The organism is Oleiphilus sp. HI0043 (genome assembly GCF_001634935.1).
The window spans coordinates 13503-30076 of record NZ_LWEY01001899.1; the positions used below are offsets into that span (position 1 = coordinate 13503).

The 16574-nt window shown below is 44.5% G+C and carries 17 protein-coding genes; 8 read left to right on the forward strand and 9 right to left on the reverse strand.

All coding sequences use genetic code 11. From position 1 onward, the window contains the following. Nucleotides 1–10 precede the first annotated feature (10 nt). The 3 genes from A3729_RS29330 to A3729_RS29340 all read left to right on the forward strand — a co-directional run bounded on the left by A3729_RS29330 (nt 11) and on the right by A3729_RS29340 (nt 4877). Complete coding sequence (locus tag A3729_RS29330; RefSeq protein ID WP_068553430.1) at nt 11–3427, forward strand: efflux RND transporter permease subunit; 3417 nt, start codon at nt 11–13, stop codon at nt 3425–3427. Beyond that, nucleotides 3414–4493: an efflux RND transporter periplasmic adaptor subunit gene (locus tag A3729_RS29335; protein WP_068515892.1), complete on the forward strand. Its 1080-nt coding sequence runs from the start codon at nt 3414–3416 to the stop codon at nt 4491–4493. The genes A3729_RS29330 and A3729_RS29335 overlap by 14 nt, the downstream gene beginning before the upstream one ends. 204 nt (nt 4494–4697) lie before the next feature. After that, a complete protein-coding gene (locus A3729_RS29340; protein WP_068512752.1) occupies nt 4698–4877 on the forward strand; it encodes a hypothetical protein in 180 nt (59 codons plus the stop codon). Nucleotides 4878–4983: 106 nt separating this feature from the next. Here A3729_RS29340 and A3729_RS29345 read toward each other — a convergent pair whose 3' ends face one another. The 3 genes from A3729_RS29345 to A3729_RS29355 are packed head-to-tail and all read right to left on the reverse strand — an operon-like array spanning nt 4984 to nt 8225. Continuing rightward, nucleotides 4984–5805 (reverse strand): SDR family oxidoreductase, encoded by an 822-nt coding sequence (locus A3729_RS29345; protein WP_068515889.1) that lies wholly within the window; start codon nt 5803–5805, stop codon nt 4984–4986. A 36-nt stretch (nt 5806–5841) separates the two neighbouring features. Beyond that, on the reverse strand, nt 5842–6666 hold the full coding sequence (locus A3729_RS29350) for an alpha/beta hydrolase (protein WP_068634556.1): 825 nt from the start codon (nt 6664–6666) through the stop codon (nt 5842–5844). Further along, nucleotides 6663–8225: an NAD(P)/FAD-dependent oxidoreductase gene (locus A3729_RS29355; RefSeq protein WP_068515883.1), complete on the reverse strand. Its 1563-nt coding sequence runs from the start codon at nt 8223–8225 to the stop codon at nt 6663–6665. Before A3729_RS29355 ends, A3729_RS29350 begins: the two co-directional genes overlap by 4 nt. Before the next feature lie 223 nt (nt 8226–8448). Between A3729_RS29355 and A3729_RS29360 the strand changes: the two genes are divergently transcribed. Continuing rightward, nucleotides 8449–9471, forward strand: coding sequence for an AraC family transcriptional regulator (locus tag A3729_RS29360; protein ID WP_068515881.1), 1023 nt, complete (start codon nt 8449–8451; stop codon nt 9469–9471). Between the two features lie 157 nt (nt 9472–9628). Then, the gene (locus tag A3729_RS29365; RefSeq protein WP_082886007.1) at nt 9629–10033 is read left to right on the forward strand and encodes a globin; all 405 of its coding nucleotides are present in this window, start codon (nt 9629–9631) and stop codon (nt 10031–10033) included. Here A3729_RS29365 and A3729_RS29370 read toward each other — a convergent pair. Beyond that, nucleotides 10011–10484: a hypothetical protein gene (locus A3729_RS29370; RefSeq protein WP_068515874.1), complete on the reverse strand. Its 474-nt coding sequence runs from the start codon at nt 10482–10484 to the stop codon at nt 10011–10013. The genes A3729_RS29365 and A3729_RS29370 overlap by 23 nt on opposite strands. Nucleotides 10485–10510: 26 nt before the next feature. Next, a complete protein-coding gene (locus tag A3729_RS29375; protein ID WP_082880408.1) occupies nt 10511–11425 on the reverse strand; it encodes an MBL fold metallo-hydrolase in 915 nt (304 codons plus the stop codon). 347 nt (nt 11426–11772) lie between these two features. Between A3729_RS29375 and A3729_RS33665 the strand changes: the two genes are divergently transcribed. Both A3729_RS33665 and A3729_RS29380 read left to right on the forward strand, forming a co-directional pair. Beyond that, nucleotides 11773–11985, forward strand: coding sequence for a hypothetical protein (locus A3729_RS33665; protein WP_068567935.1), 213 nt, complete (start codon nt 11773–11775; stop codon nt 11983–11985). Further along, nucleotides 11970–12692 carry an MBL fold metallo-hydrolase gene (locus tag A3729_RS29380; RefSeq protein WP_197475874.1) on the forward strand — a complete coding sequence of 241 codons (723 nt, stop codon included), beginning with the start codon at nt 11970–11972 and terminating at the stop codon, nt 12690–12692. Before A3729_RS33665 ends, A3729_RS29380 begins: the two co-directional genes overlap by 16 nt. A 37-nt stretch (nt 12693–12729) precedes the next feature. Here the strand turns inward: A3729_RS29380 and A3729_RS29385 are convergent, their stop codons facing one another. The 4 genes from A3729_RS29385 to A3729_RS29400 all read right to left on the reverse strand — a co-directional run bounded on the left by A3729_RS29385 (nt 12730) and on the right by A3729_RS29400 (nt 15661). Continuing rightward, nucleotides 12730–13596 (reverse strand): hypothetical protein, encoded by an 867-nt coding sequence (locus A3729_RS29385; RefSeq protein ID WP_068514500.1) that lies wholly within the window; start codon nt 13594–13596, stop codon nt 12730–12732. A gap of 304 nt (nt 13597–13900) precedes the next feature. Further along, on the reverse strand, nt 13901–14545 hold the full coding sequence (locus A3729_RS29390) for a GNA1162 family protein (RefSeq protein WP_068515871.1): 645 nt from the start codon (nt 14543–14545) through the stop codon (nt 13901–13903). Further along, nucleotides 14542–14949, reverse strand: a complete 408-nt coding sequence (locus A3729_RS29395; protein WP_068515868.1) for a DUF4810 domain-containing protein — start codon at nt 14947–14949, stop codon at nt 14542–14544. The genes A3729_RS29390 and A3729_RS29395 overlap by 4 nt, the downstream gene beginning before the upstream one ends. A 28-nt stretch (nt 14950–14977) precedes the next feature. Next, nucleotides 14978–15661, reverse strand: coding sequence for a CsgG/HfaB family protein (locus A3729_RS29400; protein WP_068515864.1), 684 nt, complete (start codon nt 15659–15661; stop codon nt 14978–14980). 156 nt (nt 15662–15817) lie between these two features. On the opposite strand from A3729_RS29400, the gene hisA reads away from it, so the two are divergent. Beyond that, nucleotides 15818–16574, forward strand: a 757-nt coding sequence (gene hisA, locus A3729_RS29405) for a phosphoribosylformimino-5-aminoimidazole carboxamide ribotide isomerase (protein WP_068515862.1), incomplete at its 3' end; no start/stop codon positions are given.

Consider the following 16574-nt stretch of genomic DNA (forward strand, 5'->3'; position numbering starts at 1 on the left):
GGGTAATTGCATGACTTCAGCAGATAAATCTTTTATCGAACGTTTGCTCGCCTACAGTTTAGCGGGTGGCTTACCTTCAGCGATTCTTATTGTCTCGCTTTTATTGGGCATGGTCGCGCTGAACTACACTCCACGTGAAGAAGAGCCTCAAATTGTTGTACCGATGGTCGATGTGTTAGTCAGTTCGCCAGGTATGTCTTCTAAGCAGGTAGAACGGCAGGTGACAACACCGCTGGAAAAACTTCTGGCTCAAATCCCGGGTGTAGAGAATGTTTATTCCACCTCAATGAGCGGTCAGGCGGCTGTTACTTTACGATTTTATGTTGGCGAAGATCGTGAAGATGCAATTCTGAATACCTATAACAAACTTCATTCCAATCAACATAAAGTCCCTCAGGCAGTACAAAACTGGCGCGTAAACCCGGTTGAAGTGGATGATGTGCCGATCATGATGTTGGCTTTGTATTCCAAAGGCGATGCTAGCGATTATGACTTAAGGCGGGTAGCGGAAGAGCTGTCGACTTATATACAGGCAATTCCTGATACCAGTGAAGTCAAGGTAACGGGGGGCCGAGAACGAACGATAAGGATTTTTTTACAGCCCGAAAGTTTGGCAGCGCGTCAAAGTACTTCGGCAGACGTCTTGCAAGCTTTACAGGTGTCCAATCTGCTTCAAAGTAGCGGCAACTGGTTCGTTGACAATGAGTCTATTCAACTCGAAAGCGGCGACTTTATCCGCGACCTTAGTAGTCTAAAACAGACGGTGGTCAATGTTGTCGATGGGATTCCGGTAACGCTTCAGGATGTAGCTGAAATTGTTGACGGCCCTGCCAATGCGAGTACTTATACCTGGTTGGATTTTGCTGAAACACATCCAGAATTTGAAGGGGTCCCGATCGCCGCACGTAGTGATTTACCGATGTCGGTTATCAGTGTCGCCAAACAGCCGGGAAGCAATGCAGTCAGTGTGGCTCAGGAAGTTCATAAGCTTATTGCAGCGCTAAAGTCAGATTTATTGCCGACAAGTATCGGCATAGAAGTGCTACGTGATTACGGTGCAACGGCGAATGAGAAGGTTGATAACCTAACGAGTAGCTTGGCCTTTGCGGTCTTTACCGTGGTGGTGTTTATCGCGGTTTTCCTTGGCTGGCGCCCTGCTTTAGTTGTTGGTATTGCGGTACCCATTAGTTACGGGGTGACCTTGGCCTTGGATATGGCTTTTGGTTATACCATTAACCGTGTGACCTTATTTGCTTTGATTCTATCACTAGGTTTACTTGTCGATGACCCGATTACTGGTGTCGATAACATTGAACGATATTTGAAAAAGAAGCTGCGTGGCAAAGATGGAAGCCAGGACCCTGGTACGGCCTCTCAAATTGTTGCAGCGATATCAGAAATCAAAGTGCCTTTGATAATGTCGACCATCACTATCGTCCTGGCATTTATTCCGCTTGCCTTCATTACCGGAATGATGGGGCCCTATATGGCGCCGATGGCTTTCAATGTGCCAGTGAGCGTCGGCGTCAGTACGCTGGTGGCATTTTTAGTGACGCCTTGGTTGGCGAGTAAACTTCTGAAACCTTCGGCCATTGTTGCTGAACAGGGTGAGGACAGTCGTGCTGATAGCGGGAGCCCTTTTTTCCGACGTGTTCTCTCTCCCTTTTTGAATGATCGGAGAAAAGCAAAATGGGTCTTATGGGCTGTGCTGATCTTATTCCTAGCTGCAGCCATGTTACCTATGATGCGCTGGGTTCCCTTAAAACTTCTGCCTTTTGATAATAAAAATGAAGTGCAGATTATTATCGATATGCCAGAGTCAGCGACCTTGGAACAGACAGCGAGTTTGGCTAAGCAGATCTCCTTACAAGTGACGCAAGTAAACGAAGTACTCGCTTCAGCCGCCTTTGTGGGGGTGGCTTCGCCTATCGATTTTAATGGTATGGTTCGCCGTTACTATCAACGCACGATGCCTTATCAGGCAGACTTGCGGCTGACCTTACTCGATAAAGCAGAAAGAGAGCATCAGTCTCATGGCGTGGTGCTGCGTTTAAGAGACTTGCTTAAGTCTTTTAATAAAGAAGGTGTATTGGTTAGAGTGGTGGAAGTGCCACCAGGGCCCCCGGTATTGAGTACCTTGGTCGCTGAATTGTACGGTGACAAACTGACTCCCTACGAGGATATACAGGCTGCTGCATTGAGTGTAAAAGAGCGCCTGGAAAAAGAGCCTTTTGTCGTGGAGGTTGATACCACTGTCGAGGCTGAACAGAAAAAGCTTCGCTATACCCTGGATAAGACAGCAGCAGCTTTATCTGGAATTTCTTCTGCTCAAGCCAATCAAGCTTTAGTTATTGCTAATCAAGGCATGGCAGCGGGTTTCTATCAGCAAGAAAGAGAAACGTCACCCGTTCCGCTTTATTTAGAGCTTGCGGAAGCAGATAAAAACTCGATTGAAGATTTAGCGCGTTTGCAGGTAAGAGGTCAAGCAGGGGTGATCAAACAGAGCAGCCGCTATGGCTTGGACAGTGCACCGGTGCCCCTCGTTGCTTTGGGAGAATTAGGTGCGTTCGAAGAGCATGTCTCGGATCGTGCAATTCATCATAAAGACCTAAAGCCGGTCGTTTATGTGATGGCAGAGCTGTCTGGTAGAACGCCTGCTGAAGTGATTGCTGATGTGAGTGGCGATTTACAGCTTGGGGCAGAAGCGAAACAAGAAAACCTGAATGTTAGTGATTGGCAGTCTCGCAACTTTCTTTCGCTATTCACTGGTGAGTCAGCCGGACAGACTTGGTCGCTACCTGAAAATATCCAGCTCGAATGGGGTGGTGAAGGCGAGTGGAAGATCACCATAGATGTCTTTAGAGATATGGGTTTAGCATTTATGTTTGCTTTGGCAGGTATCTTCTTTGTACTGAAGATACAGACACAATCTGTCCGTCTTTCCTTGATTATTATGTCGGCTATTCCTTTGACGATTATCGGTATTATGCCTGGTTTTGCAGCGCTGAACCTTTTTGGCGAACGAGTGATTGCAGGAGCGCCTGAACCCGTATTATTTACCGCCACAGCGATGATCGGCATGATTGCTTTGGCTGGAATCGTTGTTCGCAACTCTTTGATACTCGTAGAGTTCATCACTCAAGCCAGAGACCGGGGTGTGGAGCTTAAAGAGGCGCTTATACTGGCGGGCTCCGTTCGTATGAGGCCTGTTCTACTGACTGCTGGCACTACCATGCTGGGTAATCTGGTGATTATCCTTGACCCGGTCTTTAGTGGCCTGGCTCTGGCTATTATTTTCGGCATCATTGCCTCAACCATCTTTACCTTGCTGGTGGTACCAATTGTTTACTTGTTGGTGTTCGATAAGCCAGAAAATAACTCATTAACTGATCACGCAAAATTAGGATACGAAGATGCAAACAAATGACTCCGTATTAAAAAAACTGGGCTTACCTGTACTGGCAATTGCTTTACTTATCGTTATGGTTGCCTGGATGGCGGGTGCCTTTAATAACAAGGTAAAGCCCGGGCAAAGTGAGCAGCAAAGTTTGGTAAAACTCGATGAGCTACTAAGGCAAGCGATTGAGGTCGAACGGGTGAAGAAGGAAGTGTTCGAGCCAGTGCCAGCAGGTATTGAAGCGAAACAGAATTCACTTATCTCATCACGTATTCTAGCCAAGATAGAGAAAGTACATGTACGAGCAGGGCAGCAGGTTAAACAAGGGCAGCTACTGATTGAATTGGAAAAGGCAGATTTGCTATCACGGGAGTCTCAGGCAAAAGCGGCTTTGTCTTCAGTGTCTGCACGATTGTTGGAAGCAAAGAATAATCTTAAGCGTTCTGAGGACTTGAGTCAGAAAGGCTTGATTGCTAACGCTGCTTTGGAGCAGACTCAGGCAAACTACGATAGCTTGTTAGCCGGTAAGCAAAGTGCAGAACAGGCTTTGTTAGAAGCGCAAACGGCCCTGGGTTATGCTCAGGTGCATTCCCCTATTGATGGTCTAATAATCGATCGCTTTGCAGAGCCCGGTAATACTGCCCAACCAGGGATGCAGCTTCTTACCTTATATAATCCAGCTACTTTACGAGTCGAGGCGCATGTGCGCGAACAATTGGCGATCGGCCTCAGTTTGGGTGACACCTTGCAGGTAAGGATTCCCTCGATGAATAAGAATCTGCCTTCAGTAATAGAAGAAATGGTGCCAGCAGGTAATGCTGCATCTCGAAGCTTCTTGATTAAGAGCCGTCTGGAGGCTGAAGGCTTGCTACCTGGCATGTATGCGCAATTAAGTGTGCCGGTGGGTACGAAACAACAGATTCTATTGCCTAGTGATCGTATAGCTTATGTTGGTCAGTTGAACGTTGTTTGGGTTTTGGAAAACGAGCAAGTTGTTCGACGCTTTATAAGAGTTGGCGATCAGAAAGAAAACGGGATGATCGAAGTCGTCTCGGGATTGCGTGCCGGAGACCTTGTTTTACCTGTTCAGAGCTAAAGGGGGACTTTCTCCCTATTTTTCGCACCTTTTGTTCGCTTATTGAACAGTTATGCTGGCAATAATGCCAAATAAATCACACTATATTTCAATAACTTGTCGTTTAACATTCGTTGACAGTTGAGTTAGAACTTCCGTGCTAGTCTTCACTTAAATCAAAGCAGTAAGCTTGTTTATCAATCTTTTTGATGTGAAGGAATTCTATTGTCAGCTATAAAAAACTCTATCTCAATACTTGTACTGTTTGTCTTTGCTTGTAGTGCACAGGCTTCGGCTAGTGTCGCTCAGGATGCAAGTAGTGAGTTCGGCAGCATGATGCTATTTTCGGCTGGCTTTGTTGGTTTATTTGCAGCACGTAAGCATATGAAGTCCGAGGCTTCCTAAAGTTCATAATTCGTTAAAGTACGTCCCTGTTTTACCTTGCTGGTTTACCAGTCCCCTTTATGCGGGGTAGCTCTCCATCCCCGCTTTTTTTCCATTTCTGTTAGTTCTACGAACGTAAAAACCGTTTAACGCCTAAAAGCTGGTTAGATACTTTATAGTAGCTGGTCGGTAGTACCTTATAAAGAATATCGACAAACTTGGCATCGGCACCAATTAATACTCGGAAGGTCTTCTTACGCATGCCTTTTTCGATGACTTCTGCCGCTTTTGCAGGGCTTGTTCGTGCCACCGTTTCAAAGTGTTTGGCAAGCTCATTGGAATTAGCTGCTTCAGTTTCAGCAGAATTTGCAATGTTGGATCGAATACCGCCGGGCATCACACAAATAACATCAATATTCTTACCTGAATAAATCATGTCTTGTTGTAAGGCTTCGGTAAATCCGCGAACGGCAAATTTAGAGGCATGGTAGGGCGCTACCATTGGCATGGTGATCAAGCCGAATATTGAAGCGACATTAACGATCATGCCGCGTGATGACTTTTCAAGTAATGGCATCATTTCTCGACAACCCATAACGACACCATTTAGGTTTACATCCATTACTTTGTTAAATAGGGCCTCAGAAGTTTCTTCAAAATAACCAAAAGACGTCATGCCTGCATTATTAATGAGTACATCTAAATGCCCGGATGAAAGCTCAATATCTTTAGCGAGAGCTTGCCAGTCCTCCTTTGAGCAGACATCGGACTGCTTGGAAATAATGGCTGATGAGCCGATGGCTTTACTCGTCTCTTTAAGACCTGCTTGGTTGATATCAGTGACCACTAAATTTGCACCCAGCTGCGCGAATAGTTTAGCAATTGCCTGACCAATACCAGAGCCCGCGCCGGTGATGAGAATTGTTTTGTTCGTCCAAGTGCTTTTCATGTTAAGACCCTTAAGTTGTTATTTTAATTTAGGTGTTTACGCCGCTTGTGCATCCTGACTATGTTTAGGTAGTTTTGTATCCAGCCAGGTAAAGATCGACTCCCTTATTTGAGGGAAGAAGCTTCCTCCCACGGTATAGTGACAGGCTCCTTCGATAACTTTTATGCTGGCTGAAGAGCCATATTTTCGGGTGATCTTATGTTGGATTTTTATCGGTGTGATTTTATCTTCGGTGCCGCCAATCACTAATACCGGGCAGCTTACAGATTGATAATCCACCTTGGAGGGGGGCTTGCGAAATAAGAACCACATAGATAGTTGTGTTGTGACTCGACCTGACTCAAAGGTAGATGCTTGAGTGAGTTGCTTGTGGATATCAGCGCTCTGTGTGTTCGCGATACCGTACTGAATATTTCTTAATAATAAATTGGTATACGAGCGCCATAAGGGAAATTTCAACAAGTTATGTCCAAAGGTTTTGAGTACCGACCAACTTGAAGCATTAATGCCCGCAGGCGCAGCTGAGGAAATTAAAATCAACTGAGAGCAGGGTAGCGCTTGTGCAAGCAACTGCGCGAGTAAACCGCCCATTGAGTGGCCGACTAATATCGGTGATTGATTTGAATGGGCTCTCGTGAATTTATTTATGTCTTGCTTTAAAGAGGCGACATAATCTTCGATACCCAGTCGAGCTAAAGAGCGCCTTTTGTCCTCGCATAGCTTATTCTTAGGGTAATGAAGTGGAAGTCTCGGAACGAGTACAGGGTAGCCTTGTTGTTCAAAGGCGTCTTTCAGTTCATCTAATATGTCTGGTGTGCTCCACATTCCGTGGATCAAGACAACAGGAGGTAGAGATTTCATACTTCTACCTCCTCAACTTTTTCGGTCGTTTGTGTCTTTTCTTTGGCGACGGAAGGCGTACTTGTTTCAGTTTTTTCTACCTTATGAAAAGCTTCAAGAGGCGTGTTGTCATCAAAACGAAGTACACCGTCGTCGAGTTTGCTGTGTTTGATGGCAAAGATGTCTTTGAAGTAAAAGTCCTTATTGCACCATGGAAAGGACTCTCCCTGGCCAGGCAAGCGGTCGAGAGCTCTTAATACGTAGCCAGATTTCAGTGCAACAATGGTGCTTTGTTTGGCGTTTGGTTCACGGTAAGGGTAGACACTTTGGTAACCATTTTGCTCCATGTGTTCCAATAGGCGGCAGACATAATCAAAGGTCAGCTCTGCTTTGAGCGTCCAGGAAGAGTTAGTGTATCCAAAGACCCAAGCAAAGTTTGGCATTTGGCTGAACATCATGCCTTTATAGTTGGTTAGCTTAGGCGCATCGACGTCGTGACCATCGACACTCAGTTTCATTTTTCCCCATAGCTGAAGATCGAGCCCTGTGGCGGGAACAATAATATCGGCTTCAATTTCGTCGCCCGACTTCAACAATATTCCTTTCTCAGTGAAGCGCGCTATATGCTCAGTGACGATACTCGCTTTGCCGGAACGAACTGAATTGAATAAATCTGCATCAGGTACCAGGGCCATACGCTGATCCCATGGATTGTAGGTGGGCTTGAAATGAGTATCGACGTCAGCTGCTCCCGCCAGTGCTTTCCTATTCATATCTCTGACAAGCTTACGAATAAAGTTTGGAAAGCGTTTGGATAACATAAATACCATTTGCTGCATGGTAGTGTATTTGGCGCGCATGATTCTATTCGTTAGGCCCGCCGGGAGTATTTTAGAGATTATTCTAAATAACATGTCTGAAGCGGGGCGAGAGTAGACGTAGCTTGGCGAGCGCTGAACCATGGTGACATGAGCTGCTTTCTTTGCCATTGCGGGTACAACGGTGACGGCCGTCGCACCACTGCCTATGACAATAACGCGCTTACCTGAGTAGTCCATATCAACAGGCCATTGCTGAGGGTGGGCAATGGTTCCTTTGAAGTCATCATAGCCTTCGAAATTTGGCAGGTAACCTTTTTCATAATTGTAATAGCCTGAACAACAGGTAAGGAATTTCGCAGCAATATGGTACTGCGACCCATCTGCTCGCTCGATACTGACAAGCCAGCGGTTTTGTTCCGAGTTCCAGTCAGCTGATATGACTTTCTGTTGAAAACGAATGTACTGGTCCAGGTTCTCATCAGAAACCAGTTCATCTAGATAATGCTTGATGCGGTCAGCTGTGCCAATATATTCACGGTCTGTCCAGGGTTTGAAAGAATAGGAAAAGGTATACATGTCAGAGTCTGAACGAATACCCGGGTATTTGAATAAGTCCCAAGTGCCGCCAATGTTTTTTCGACCTTCAATCACTGCAAAAGAGGTATGTGCGCGCTTTTTCTTTAGGTTGTAGCACATGCCAATGCCAGAAATGCCAGCTCCAACGATCAGTACGTCGAGTTGCTCATAGTCTTTGTTCATGATGATCTCCTGCAATTACCGCGAAAGTTATCGTGCTTCTTTTTTATTAGTTTTCTGCTGAAATATTCGTATCAGCTAAAGTGGGTATATGCAGATTAGTGACTGTTGGTCACATAATATAGGATGCTTCCTGTCAAAAATTGATAAATACGGCCATAATGACAGTTGAGGCTAGTTAATTGTTACTTTGGTCACCTAATTCAAAGAAAGGTCTGTAGGGTTTATGTATGTAGGCAGTGCTAAAAAGAAGCAGTCGATATTAGGTTTGATTCCACTGTTTAAAGCGGTTGAAGACTTGGGGGCAGACCCGGAAGAACTTTTGCGGCGCAGGGGGATGTCCTTGCAGAATATGAATGGTGCCGCCGTGATTGAGCAATCTTTGGAGCTGGATATCGTGTCAGAAGCAATAGACTTACTGAATGACCCTATTCTTGGTGTCAAGGTAGGCAGTCAGGTGACATTTACCTCATACGGTACCTATGCAATGTTGCTTATGAGTGCACCAAATTTTGACCAGGCTTTGAAGGTTGGCGCTCAATTTCAGTCATTATCACTGCTCTTTTCACATATGACTTTGCATTTTGATAAAGATTGGATAGAGCTACGTTATACCTTACCAGAGGCCTCACCTAAACTCAGGACATTTATTGCCGACAGAGACCTTATGGGAACCTATATCTTTGTAAGGGAGTTTCTTGAAAAACCAAACGAAATACTAATTGCTGCAGGTACTGCTCGGCCTAAGCCTGAAGGTAAGTGTTTGGCGGAGTATCAGAAATATATCGACTTTGATTTACATTTCGATCAGCCCTATAACTGGTTTCGGCTTCCACGCGTCATTTTGAGTGTGGCGATGAAGCACGGGAACCCTCTCGCTCATCAGCTATATCGAGTTCAAGCTTATGAGCTATTACGTAAGTTCTATTCGCAAGATGAAGATATTGTTTCACAAACCAAGCAAGTCATTGAAGGCTACGAAGGGCGCTTTCCAAGCGTTCCTGAAGTGGCAAAGATGTTTTCTGTGAGTGAGCGTACCTTCCGCAGAAAACTAAGCGCTGCCAACACGAGTTACCAAGGTATCCTGGATGAGCATAAGAAACAGCGCTGTCTAGGGATGATGGCTGCAGGGAAAGTGTCAGTGGCCGCATTGGCTGATCAGTTAGGTTACGCTGAGTCCGCTAGCTTTTTGAGAGCGTTTAAACGTTGGACTGGATGTACGCCTAAAGATTATCTTAGAAGAGTTTAGCGAGTAATTTATCCCGGCTGGCTATAAGACTACTCGTATCTGCAGCCTTGGAATATCATCTGAGTGAAAACGATAATTACTTAGAACAATGTGCATGTTTAGTCTAAAATATTTTCTTTCTGAATAAAAATTGCATTGGAGCGCTTAAGTAATGGGGATGATTGAATCTCTCGGGAGTCATTTTGACGATAGTTACGATTTTATTCTGAGTAACGATAGCAACTTTTTTGATTCTTTCTATACACACTTTTTTAATAGCTCTAATTTAATAAAAAATGCTTTTGCTTATATCGATATGGATAAGCAGAAGCAAATGCTTCGAGAATCTATAAAGCACTTAGTCAAATTCTACTGTACTAATAAAGAAAGCGAATACCTAAAAACTATCGCTCGACATCACGCCGATAAAGTTCGAGCTGACGAATATATGTATAAACTTTTCGTAGACTCTTTCATTCAGGCTATTGAAGATACCTACCCTAACTTTTGTGAGGAAGCAGCTTTAGTTTGGCGATGCGCCTTAAAGCCAGGCATCGACTTTATGAACTCTTATAAGGCTTAGCTGAACAGTGTTCCCAATTTGGGTCTTTAGAGACCAGTTTCCTGTTAATAATAAACAGACTCGGAACCAGGATGAAAGCGGTGCTGACTATGTCTGCAATAGTATGATATTGCTGGTAAAGCATTAAAATCGCATACGCTAAGAATGATACTCCCAAGGCAACTTGCCAGTGAACTTGAAACGTTGAACCTTGAGTTAATAACATCACTAAGGCCAGGGATAATGCTGTATGAGTGCTGTAGTCTAGTGAGACTGTAGGCCAAATAAGAAAATAGTTATCCAGAGCCATTAAGGCGTAAACCAGCGCTACTGATACCAAGGTTTGTAGACTGAACCTGGCTGCTGTTCGGTATTGTTTATTAAGGATTTGTCTGGCGATAAAGCCAAGTACAAGCAGTCCTAACAAAGGGATATAGGCATCGGCGATGGCATCAAGTTGCTGGTAGTTCACTTTGTTAGCCTTGGTGTAAATCCATCTTATAAAAAGCTGGGATAGTTGGGCAGTTTTGCCGTGACCAGTTCGTCATGAGCCGGGACGATCACTAAGTCAGGGTCACGTTTGCTTAAAGAGTGAATTTGATCGATGACTTTTTCCGCTTGGTCTACGTTATTATCGACACCAGTTGCCCACTGAACAATCTTCGGACGGCCGCGGTTGTCTTGAATTCCTTTGATCGCCCATGTTGCATCGCCAATGAAGAAATAGCGCCCTTTGTCTGGCGTATTAACAAAAAGACCCAAGTGCCCTTGCGAGTGCCCGGCCAGGTCGACTAACACTAAGCTGCCGTCACCGTAGATATCCAAACTTTTATCGAAGCCTTGGTAGGGTTGATCTAAGAGCTTTATGAATTGCCGTTTGATGTCAGGACTATCAAATTGCGATAAGACAAAGGCGGGTGGCTTGCCTTGGTGCGCGGCGTCATGCTCTTGCTGTTGAATCCATACCGGTGTTGCTGGGAAGTCTTCAATTGCACTGACATGATCCCAGTGCATATGGCTAGGGATGATGGCTTTAATTGTGCTGATGGGGTAGTTATTCGCGTTTAACTGGCTAATGGCGGGTTTAACGTTTTCGATCGCGAACAACTGTTTCTCCCAAAAAGCGAATACTTGCATTTGTTCTTCGACTTCAGTGCCGATGCCGCTATCCCAGAGCAAATCACCCTTTGGATGTTTGATAAGAATTGCGTTATGCACTAACGTTCGCTGAGTAAACCAGCTACCACTGGATACCACCATCGCTTCTTGCGCGCCGCCTGATTCAGCGGTGACGATAACTGAAAAACTAAGATTTGCAGGTATCATCTCTCCAGCAAAAGTTGATGTGCTGCTTGTGAAAGTGATAAGCAGGAGAGGGATCAGCATGGTAAGTCTCATGACTAAGGGCTTCATAATGTTCTCTTTGTTTTTTGTATGATGAGGCGATAGTAATGACAATAGACTGATAGGTAAAATATATAATAAATATACCTGATATATATTTTATATGTATTTAGAATGCTGAGAATAATAACAAGCGACAGGCTATCACTTCCAGGAGCTTAGTGATCGCTGCGGTATTTGTTCTTATCCTGAATTAAGCGCATATTTACCTTAGCCTGAATGTTGGTGAGAGGAAATTATAAGACTGATATACTCAAGGCGCTTTAGAAGGAAATGAAGCAGAAATACTCTGCTTGGTGGTCGTTTCGCTTCACATGTTTGCATGTTAAAGACTCAATCAATAGGGAGATAAATTAGTGAACGTAATTAAAGCGGGCGCCAGCCTCATGTTGTTATTGTCTGCAAATTTAAGTGTTGCAGAAAACCACCACCATAGTACTAAGCAGTTTAAAGTGACTGAGTTAAAGCCAGGCTTTCACTTTCTTCAGGGAAAGGGCGGGAATATCTTATTGTCCGAAGGTGATGACGGGTTGTCGATAGTGACTATGCCGATATGTCAGGTGGTTTAGAGAAAACACTTGATACTTTTGGTAAACCGCTTAAGTACATCCTAAATACGCATTGGCATGGTGACCATACTCAAGGCAATAAGCTCTTGGGTAAAGAGCCTACCGTTGTCGCGCATGATAATGTTTATCAGCGTTTGAACTCTCGTCAAGAGGTTAAGCTGTTTAACATGGTGTCGGAACCATACCCAAAGCATGCGCTGCCGGATATTACCTATGATCATCGTATGACTATCCACTTTAACGGGCATGATATTTCTGTAATGCACTTGCCAATCGGACATACTGATGGCGATAGCGTGATCTTCTTTAAAGAACAAAATATTGTCCATTTGGGTGACCATTTCTTTAACGGCTTTTACCCCTTTGTTGATGTGGATGCAGGTGGGCGTGTACGAGGTGTCGCCCAGAATATTGATCGAATTTTAGATTCTATCGATGACTCAACCCAAATTGTGCCTGGGCACGGACCAATGGCAACGAAGCCAGACCTTATTGCCTTCAGAGACATGTTGCGTGGTACGGCGAAAGAGGTCGAGAGCATGATGAATGACAAGAGCCTGGAAGAGATACAAAGTGCAGGTTTGAGTGCAAAATGGGACGAGTGGGAAAACGGTTTCTTAAATGAGCCTACCTGGATCAAAATCGTCTTTAATAGTTTGCATGCGAGCCAGCACGATAAACCCAATAAACATAAGCACAAACACTAAGTTTCTCTTAGTATAGAGGCTGAAAGTAATGATGCTTTCAGTCTTTATCTAAATGAAACCAGAGAGCTTTCTGGTCTAGTGGTGTCGCTTCAGGAAGCAAAGGGTTAATCAGGCGATAGTGTAGTCGCTGCTTTAAATTAGCCTTCAGTATCAGATCAGCATAATACTGCTGGAACAGCGCATCGAACTTTCCGTCCAACAGGGCTTTCTGAAGCCCCTCTTCTATAAGGCTAGCTAAGGCCGTATTTTCTTGTGCGACAAAGAAATACGTAGCGGTCGGGTAGCTGAGTAGCGTGTGAGGCTCAAGGGTAATGTTGCGATGTTGATGCGTTTCTAGTTCATCCCAGATCTCGATAATAGAGCGAGGAAAGAGTTCCGCCCGATTAAGTGACAACACTTGAAATAAGCCTTCGTAACTGGGGCCAGTTTGTACCTTAAAATTGTTATATCTCAATATGTTGGTATCGGGCCAGTCATGCCCTTGAATGAGTGTGGCTTTTTTTAAAGCCCTTAAATCTTGGCTTTGTTTTCGTGTTGCCAACTGCTCGGGTGTTGTCAGGAACAAGCGCCAGCCAATCAAGCCTTTATAAATAGGGATTCTAATAGGCTTTACTTCTGACTCTCGTTCTTTGGAAGTCATGGTCCACATCACATCGATACCCTTGCTTTGGCTCAACTGTTTGATAGCCCGGCCTTGTGTCATAAAATACTGCGAGGGTTCTACTGTTAGAGGCACCGAATGATAACTTAGGGCTAGCTTTAATAGCTCTATTGGGTAACTGTGATGTTTGGTGAATACTTCGCCTGGCTGAGGGTAGCGAATGCTCGTTTGAGTTATCGCATTGGAAAATGAGCTGAAGAGCGAGAGCAATAAGCTGATGTAAATGAGTTTCGAAAAATTCATAATTCGCTGTTACTCCTACCAAGCAAATATTGAGACAGGTATGGCAGTTGGAAGGAATCGATTGCCATCTAAGCAAAAGCGAATTTGACACCTACTAAAAGGGCGCTATTTTTTCCTTCCCTAGCACTATACGATACCTTGAATGGCTCTGGTATTAAACTGTTCTTGTTTGATTCTAATCTAACAAAGATATTGTAAGAATAAACTCTGGGGCTGTCTTATCTTTTTAGGATTGATGGAGGGGCTTGAGGAGAGAGTACCCGGGCAAAACCCAGGCACTCTAGATATTGCTATTGCCTGATCTTTACTTTTCTTCTGGTTTTGGTGCGTAAGGCCCAGGAAGTAGACCCCAGTGCTGGTTATTGACCAGGTTACTACTCGCCATAGCAGAAAGTTCAGGTGTGTGATCGACAATACTGCCGGCAATTTGATCTACTAATGCACCAATGAGAGCACCAGCCAAACCGCCACCGCCGTCACCTGAAGACTTCACAGCTTGGGCTCTGCCATTCCATAATATTTGTCCACTCTTGGCATCTATTAATCGCCAATCTGAAGCCACGACAGTCTTTGAGGATATCACTTGGTACTCCTGCCCCCACTGCTTGATATCAATGTATAACACTGCGTCAGGGTTGATAATTTCCCTAATTTTGTCCAAGGGAATAGTATTCATTTCAGCCGTTGTAGGGAGCCCATTCTCTTTAAACAAAGTATCGACAACTGAAACAGGAAATACATAGTAGCCTTTTTCTGCCAAGGGCTCAGATATCGAGGAAATAAGCGTATAGGGTGCATTAACTTCGACAGAGCTATTATTGGGTGGAATTACCAGAATAGAGGTCGGTTTGCTTTGCTTAAGGGCCGTGTAGTCATAACCTTTAACGGCACAACCGGATAAAACTCCAAAAGCAAGTATTGAAATAACTAAGAACTTGAATCCCTTCATTTTGTTTTCTCCTTATGATGGCTGTTAGATGCTTCCAAGGCGGTGTCTTGCATGTTGGAGCGAGTCAGAATGCCGTCAACAAATACGCTAGATTCAGGGTACAGTGCTTTTTCTTGTAGCAAAGCGCTTTTTGCCAGGCCAGGGTTTCCGGCTTGAGCGTGAACCATTCCTAAGTGAGCATATAGGCCGGGAGGAACTTTCATCCCTTTATTTTCTGCTCGCTCTATAGTTAGGTTTAGTTTATAGATCTGCGTGGCAGTATCTGCTTCGCCGGGGTTGAGGTAAATATCGTAAACGATTTCTTGGTAATCACCCCAATAGTACAAATTACTATGAGTTGAACATGCTTGAGCCAAAAGAATGACCGCCATTGCAGCGATCAACTTGATATTAATGTATTTCATCGAACTTCCTTATGTCGATAGTTAGTTGCTATTTTTCAACAGACCAAACGCCGGACTCTAGATCTCTAACTAAATTATTAATGGCTTCGGTAATCGCGAAGTTAAGAACTTTGCCATTAAGCGTTGCATCATAACCCGCTGTGCCACCGAAACCGATGACTTCGCGATTGCTCAGTGCATACTCTCCGGCACCTTGTGTTGAATAGATTATTTGGCTGGTTGTTACGTCAATGATATTGATGGAAACTTTGGCATAAGCAATTTGCTCCTTTCCGCGCCCCAAGATACCAAATAGTTGCTTGTCACCAACTTCTTTACGGCCAAACTCCGAGACTGCGCCTGAAACGACATATCTTGCGCCCGTAATGTTTTGCTTTTGACCGCGATAGGCAGCTTCTTGCTCAAGCTCTTTCATCGCGTCACGGTCAACAAGGTTGAATCTGTTCGTTTGTTGAAGGTGGGTCTTTAAGATGGTCTTGCCTTGCGAACCTAGGCGATCGCCACCAGAAGAAAATAGACCCTGCATATAGTTTGAACGGTTATTAAAATTGCCTACTACCATGGCTGTTTTCTTACCACTATAGTTTGTTTGATAGCTGGCAACTCGATCTGGTTGAATAGCTCGCTTACTTTCCGTTGCGCAGGCGCTAAGGAGTACAAAAAGTGAAACTAAGGAAATTACTTTGCTAAAACGTAAGGAGAAATTCTTCATAATTAAGGTCCTTCAGGTAGGTTTGCTCCAAAGATTATCACAGCAACAAGCCTAGGTGTACTGGATTAATCTTCAATATGGGGCGAATCACCCCGCTTAATTGGGTATAATNTGCGCCAGTTTTATTTTTATCTCATTCTGTAAAAGAGGCCTCCTTTGACCCAGTTTCGTCCCTGTATCGATTTACATCAAGGCAAAGTAAAGCAAATTGTTGGTGGTAGCTTGAATGACCAAGGTGCCGATACTAATTTTGTGAGTGCTTATGATGCGGCTTACTATGCTTCCTTATACAAGGAGCATAACTTACAAGGTGGGCATGTTATTGCACTAGGCCCAGGAAATAAGGACGAAGCACTTAAGGCACTATCGGCCTGGCCTCAAGGTTTACAATTTGGCGGGGGCGTTAATCATGAAAATGCCAGCGAGTTTTTGGAAGCAGGTGCGTCGCATTTGATCGTCACGTCTTACCTCTTCGAAGATGGGGAGCTATCTTCTGACAGAATTGAAAAGATAAAAGCGGAGACGGGAGCGGAGCGTTTAGTGATGGATCTGAGTTGCCGAAAAACCGAATCGGGTTGGAATATTGCGACGGATCGTTGGCAAACAGTGACCCGTACTCAGATTACCAAGAATACCCTCGCTGAGTTGGCAGGGCACTGCAATGAGTTTTTAATACATGCTGCCGATGTTGAAGGGCTACAAGCAGGAATTGATGAGGACCTGGTTTCTTTATTAGGAGAAATTTCCCCCATTCCAGTCACTTACGCTGGCGGTGCACGTTCTTTCGAAGACTTAAAATTGGTTCATCAGTTATCTGGCGGCAAGGTTGATCTGACAATAGGGAGTGCCTTGGATATTTTTGGGGGGGCGGGGCTTACACTTGATGAGTGCATCTCATGGAATGAAAATCGCT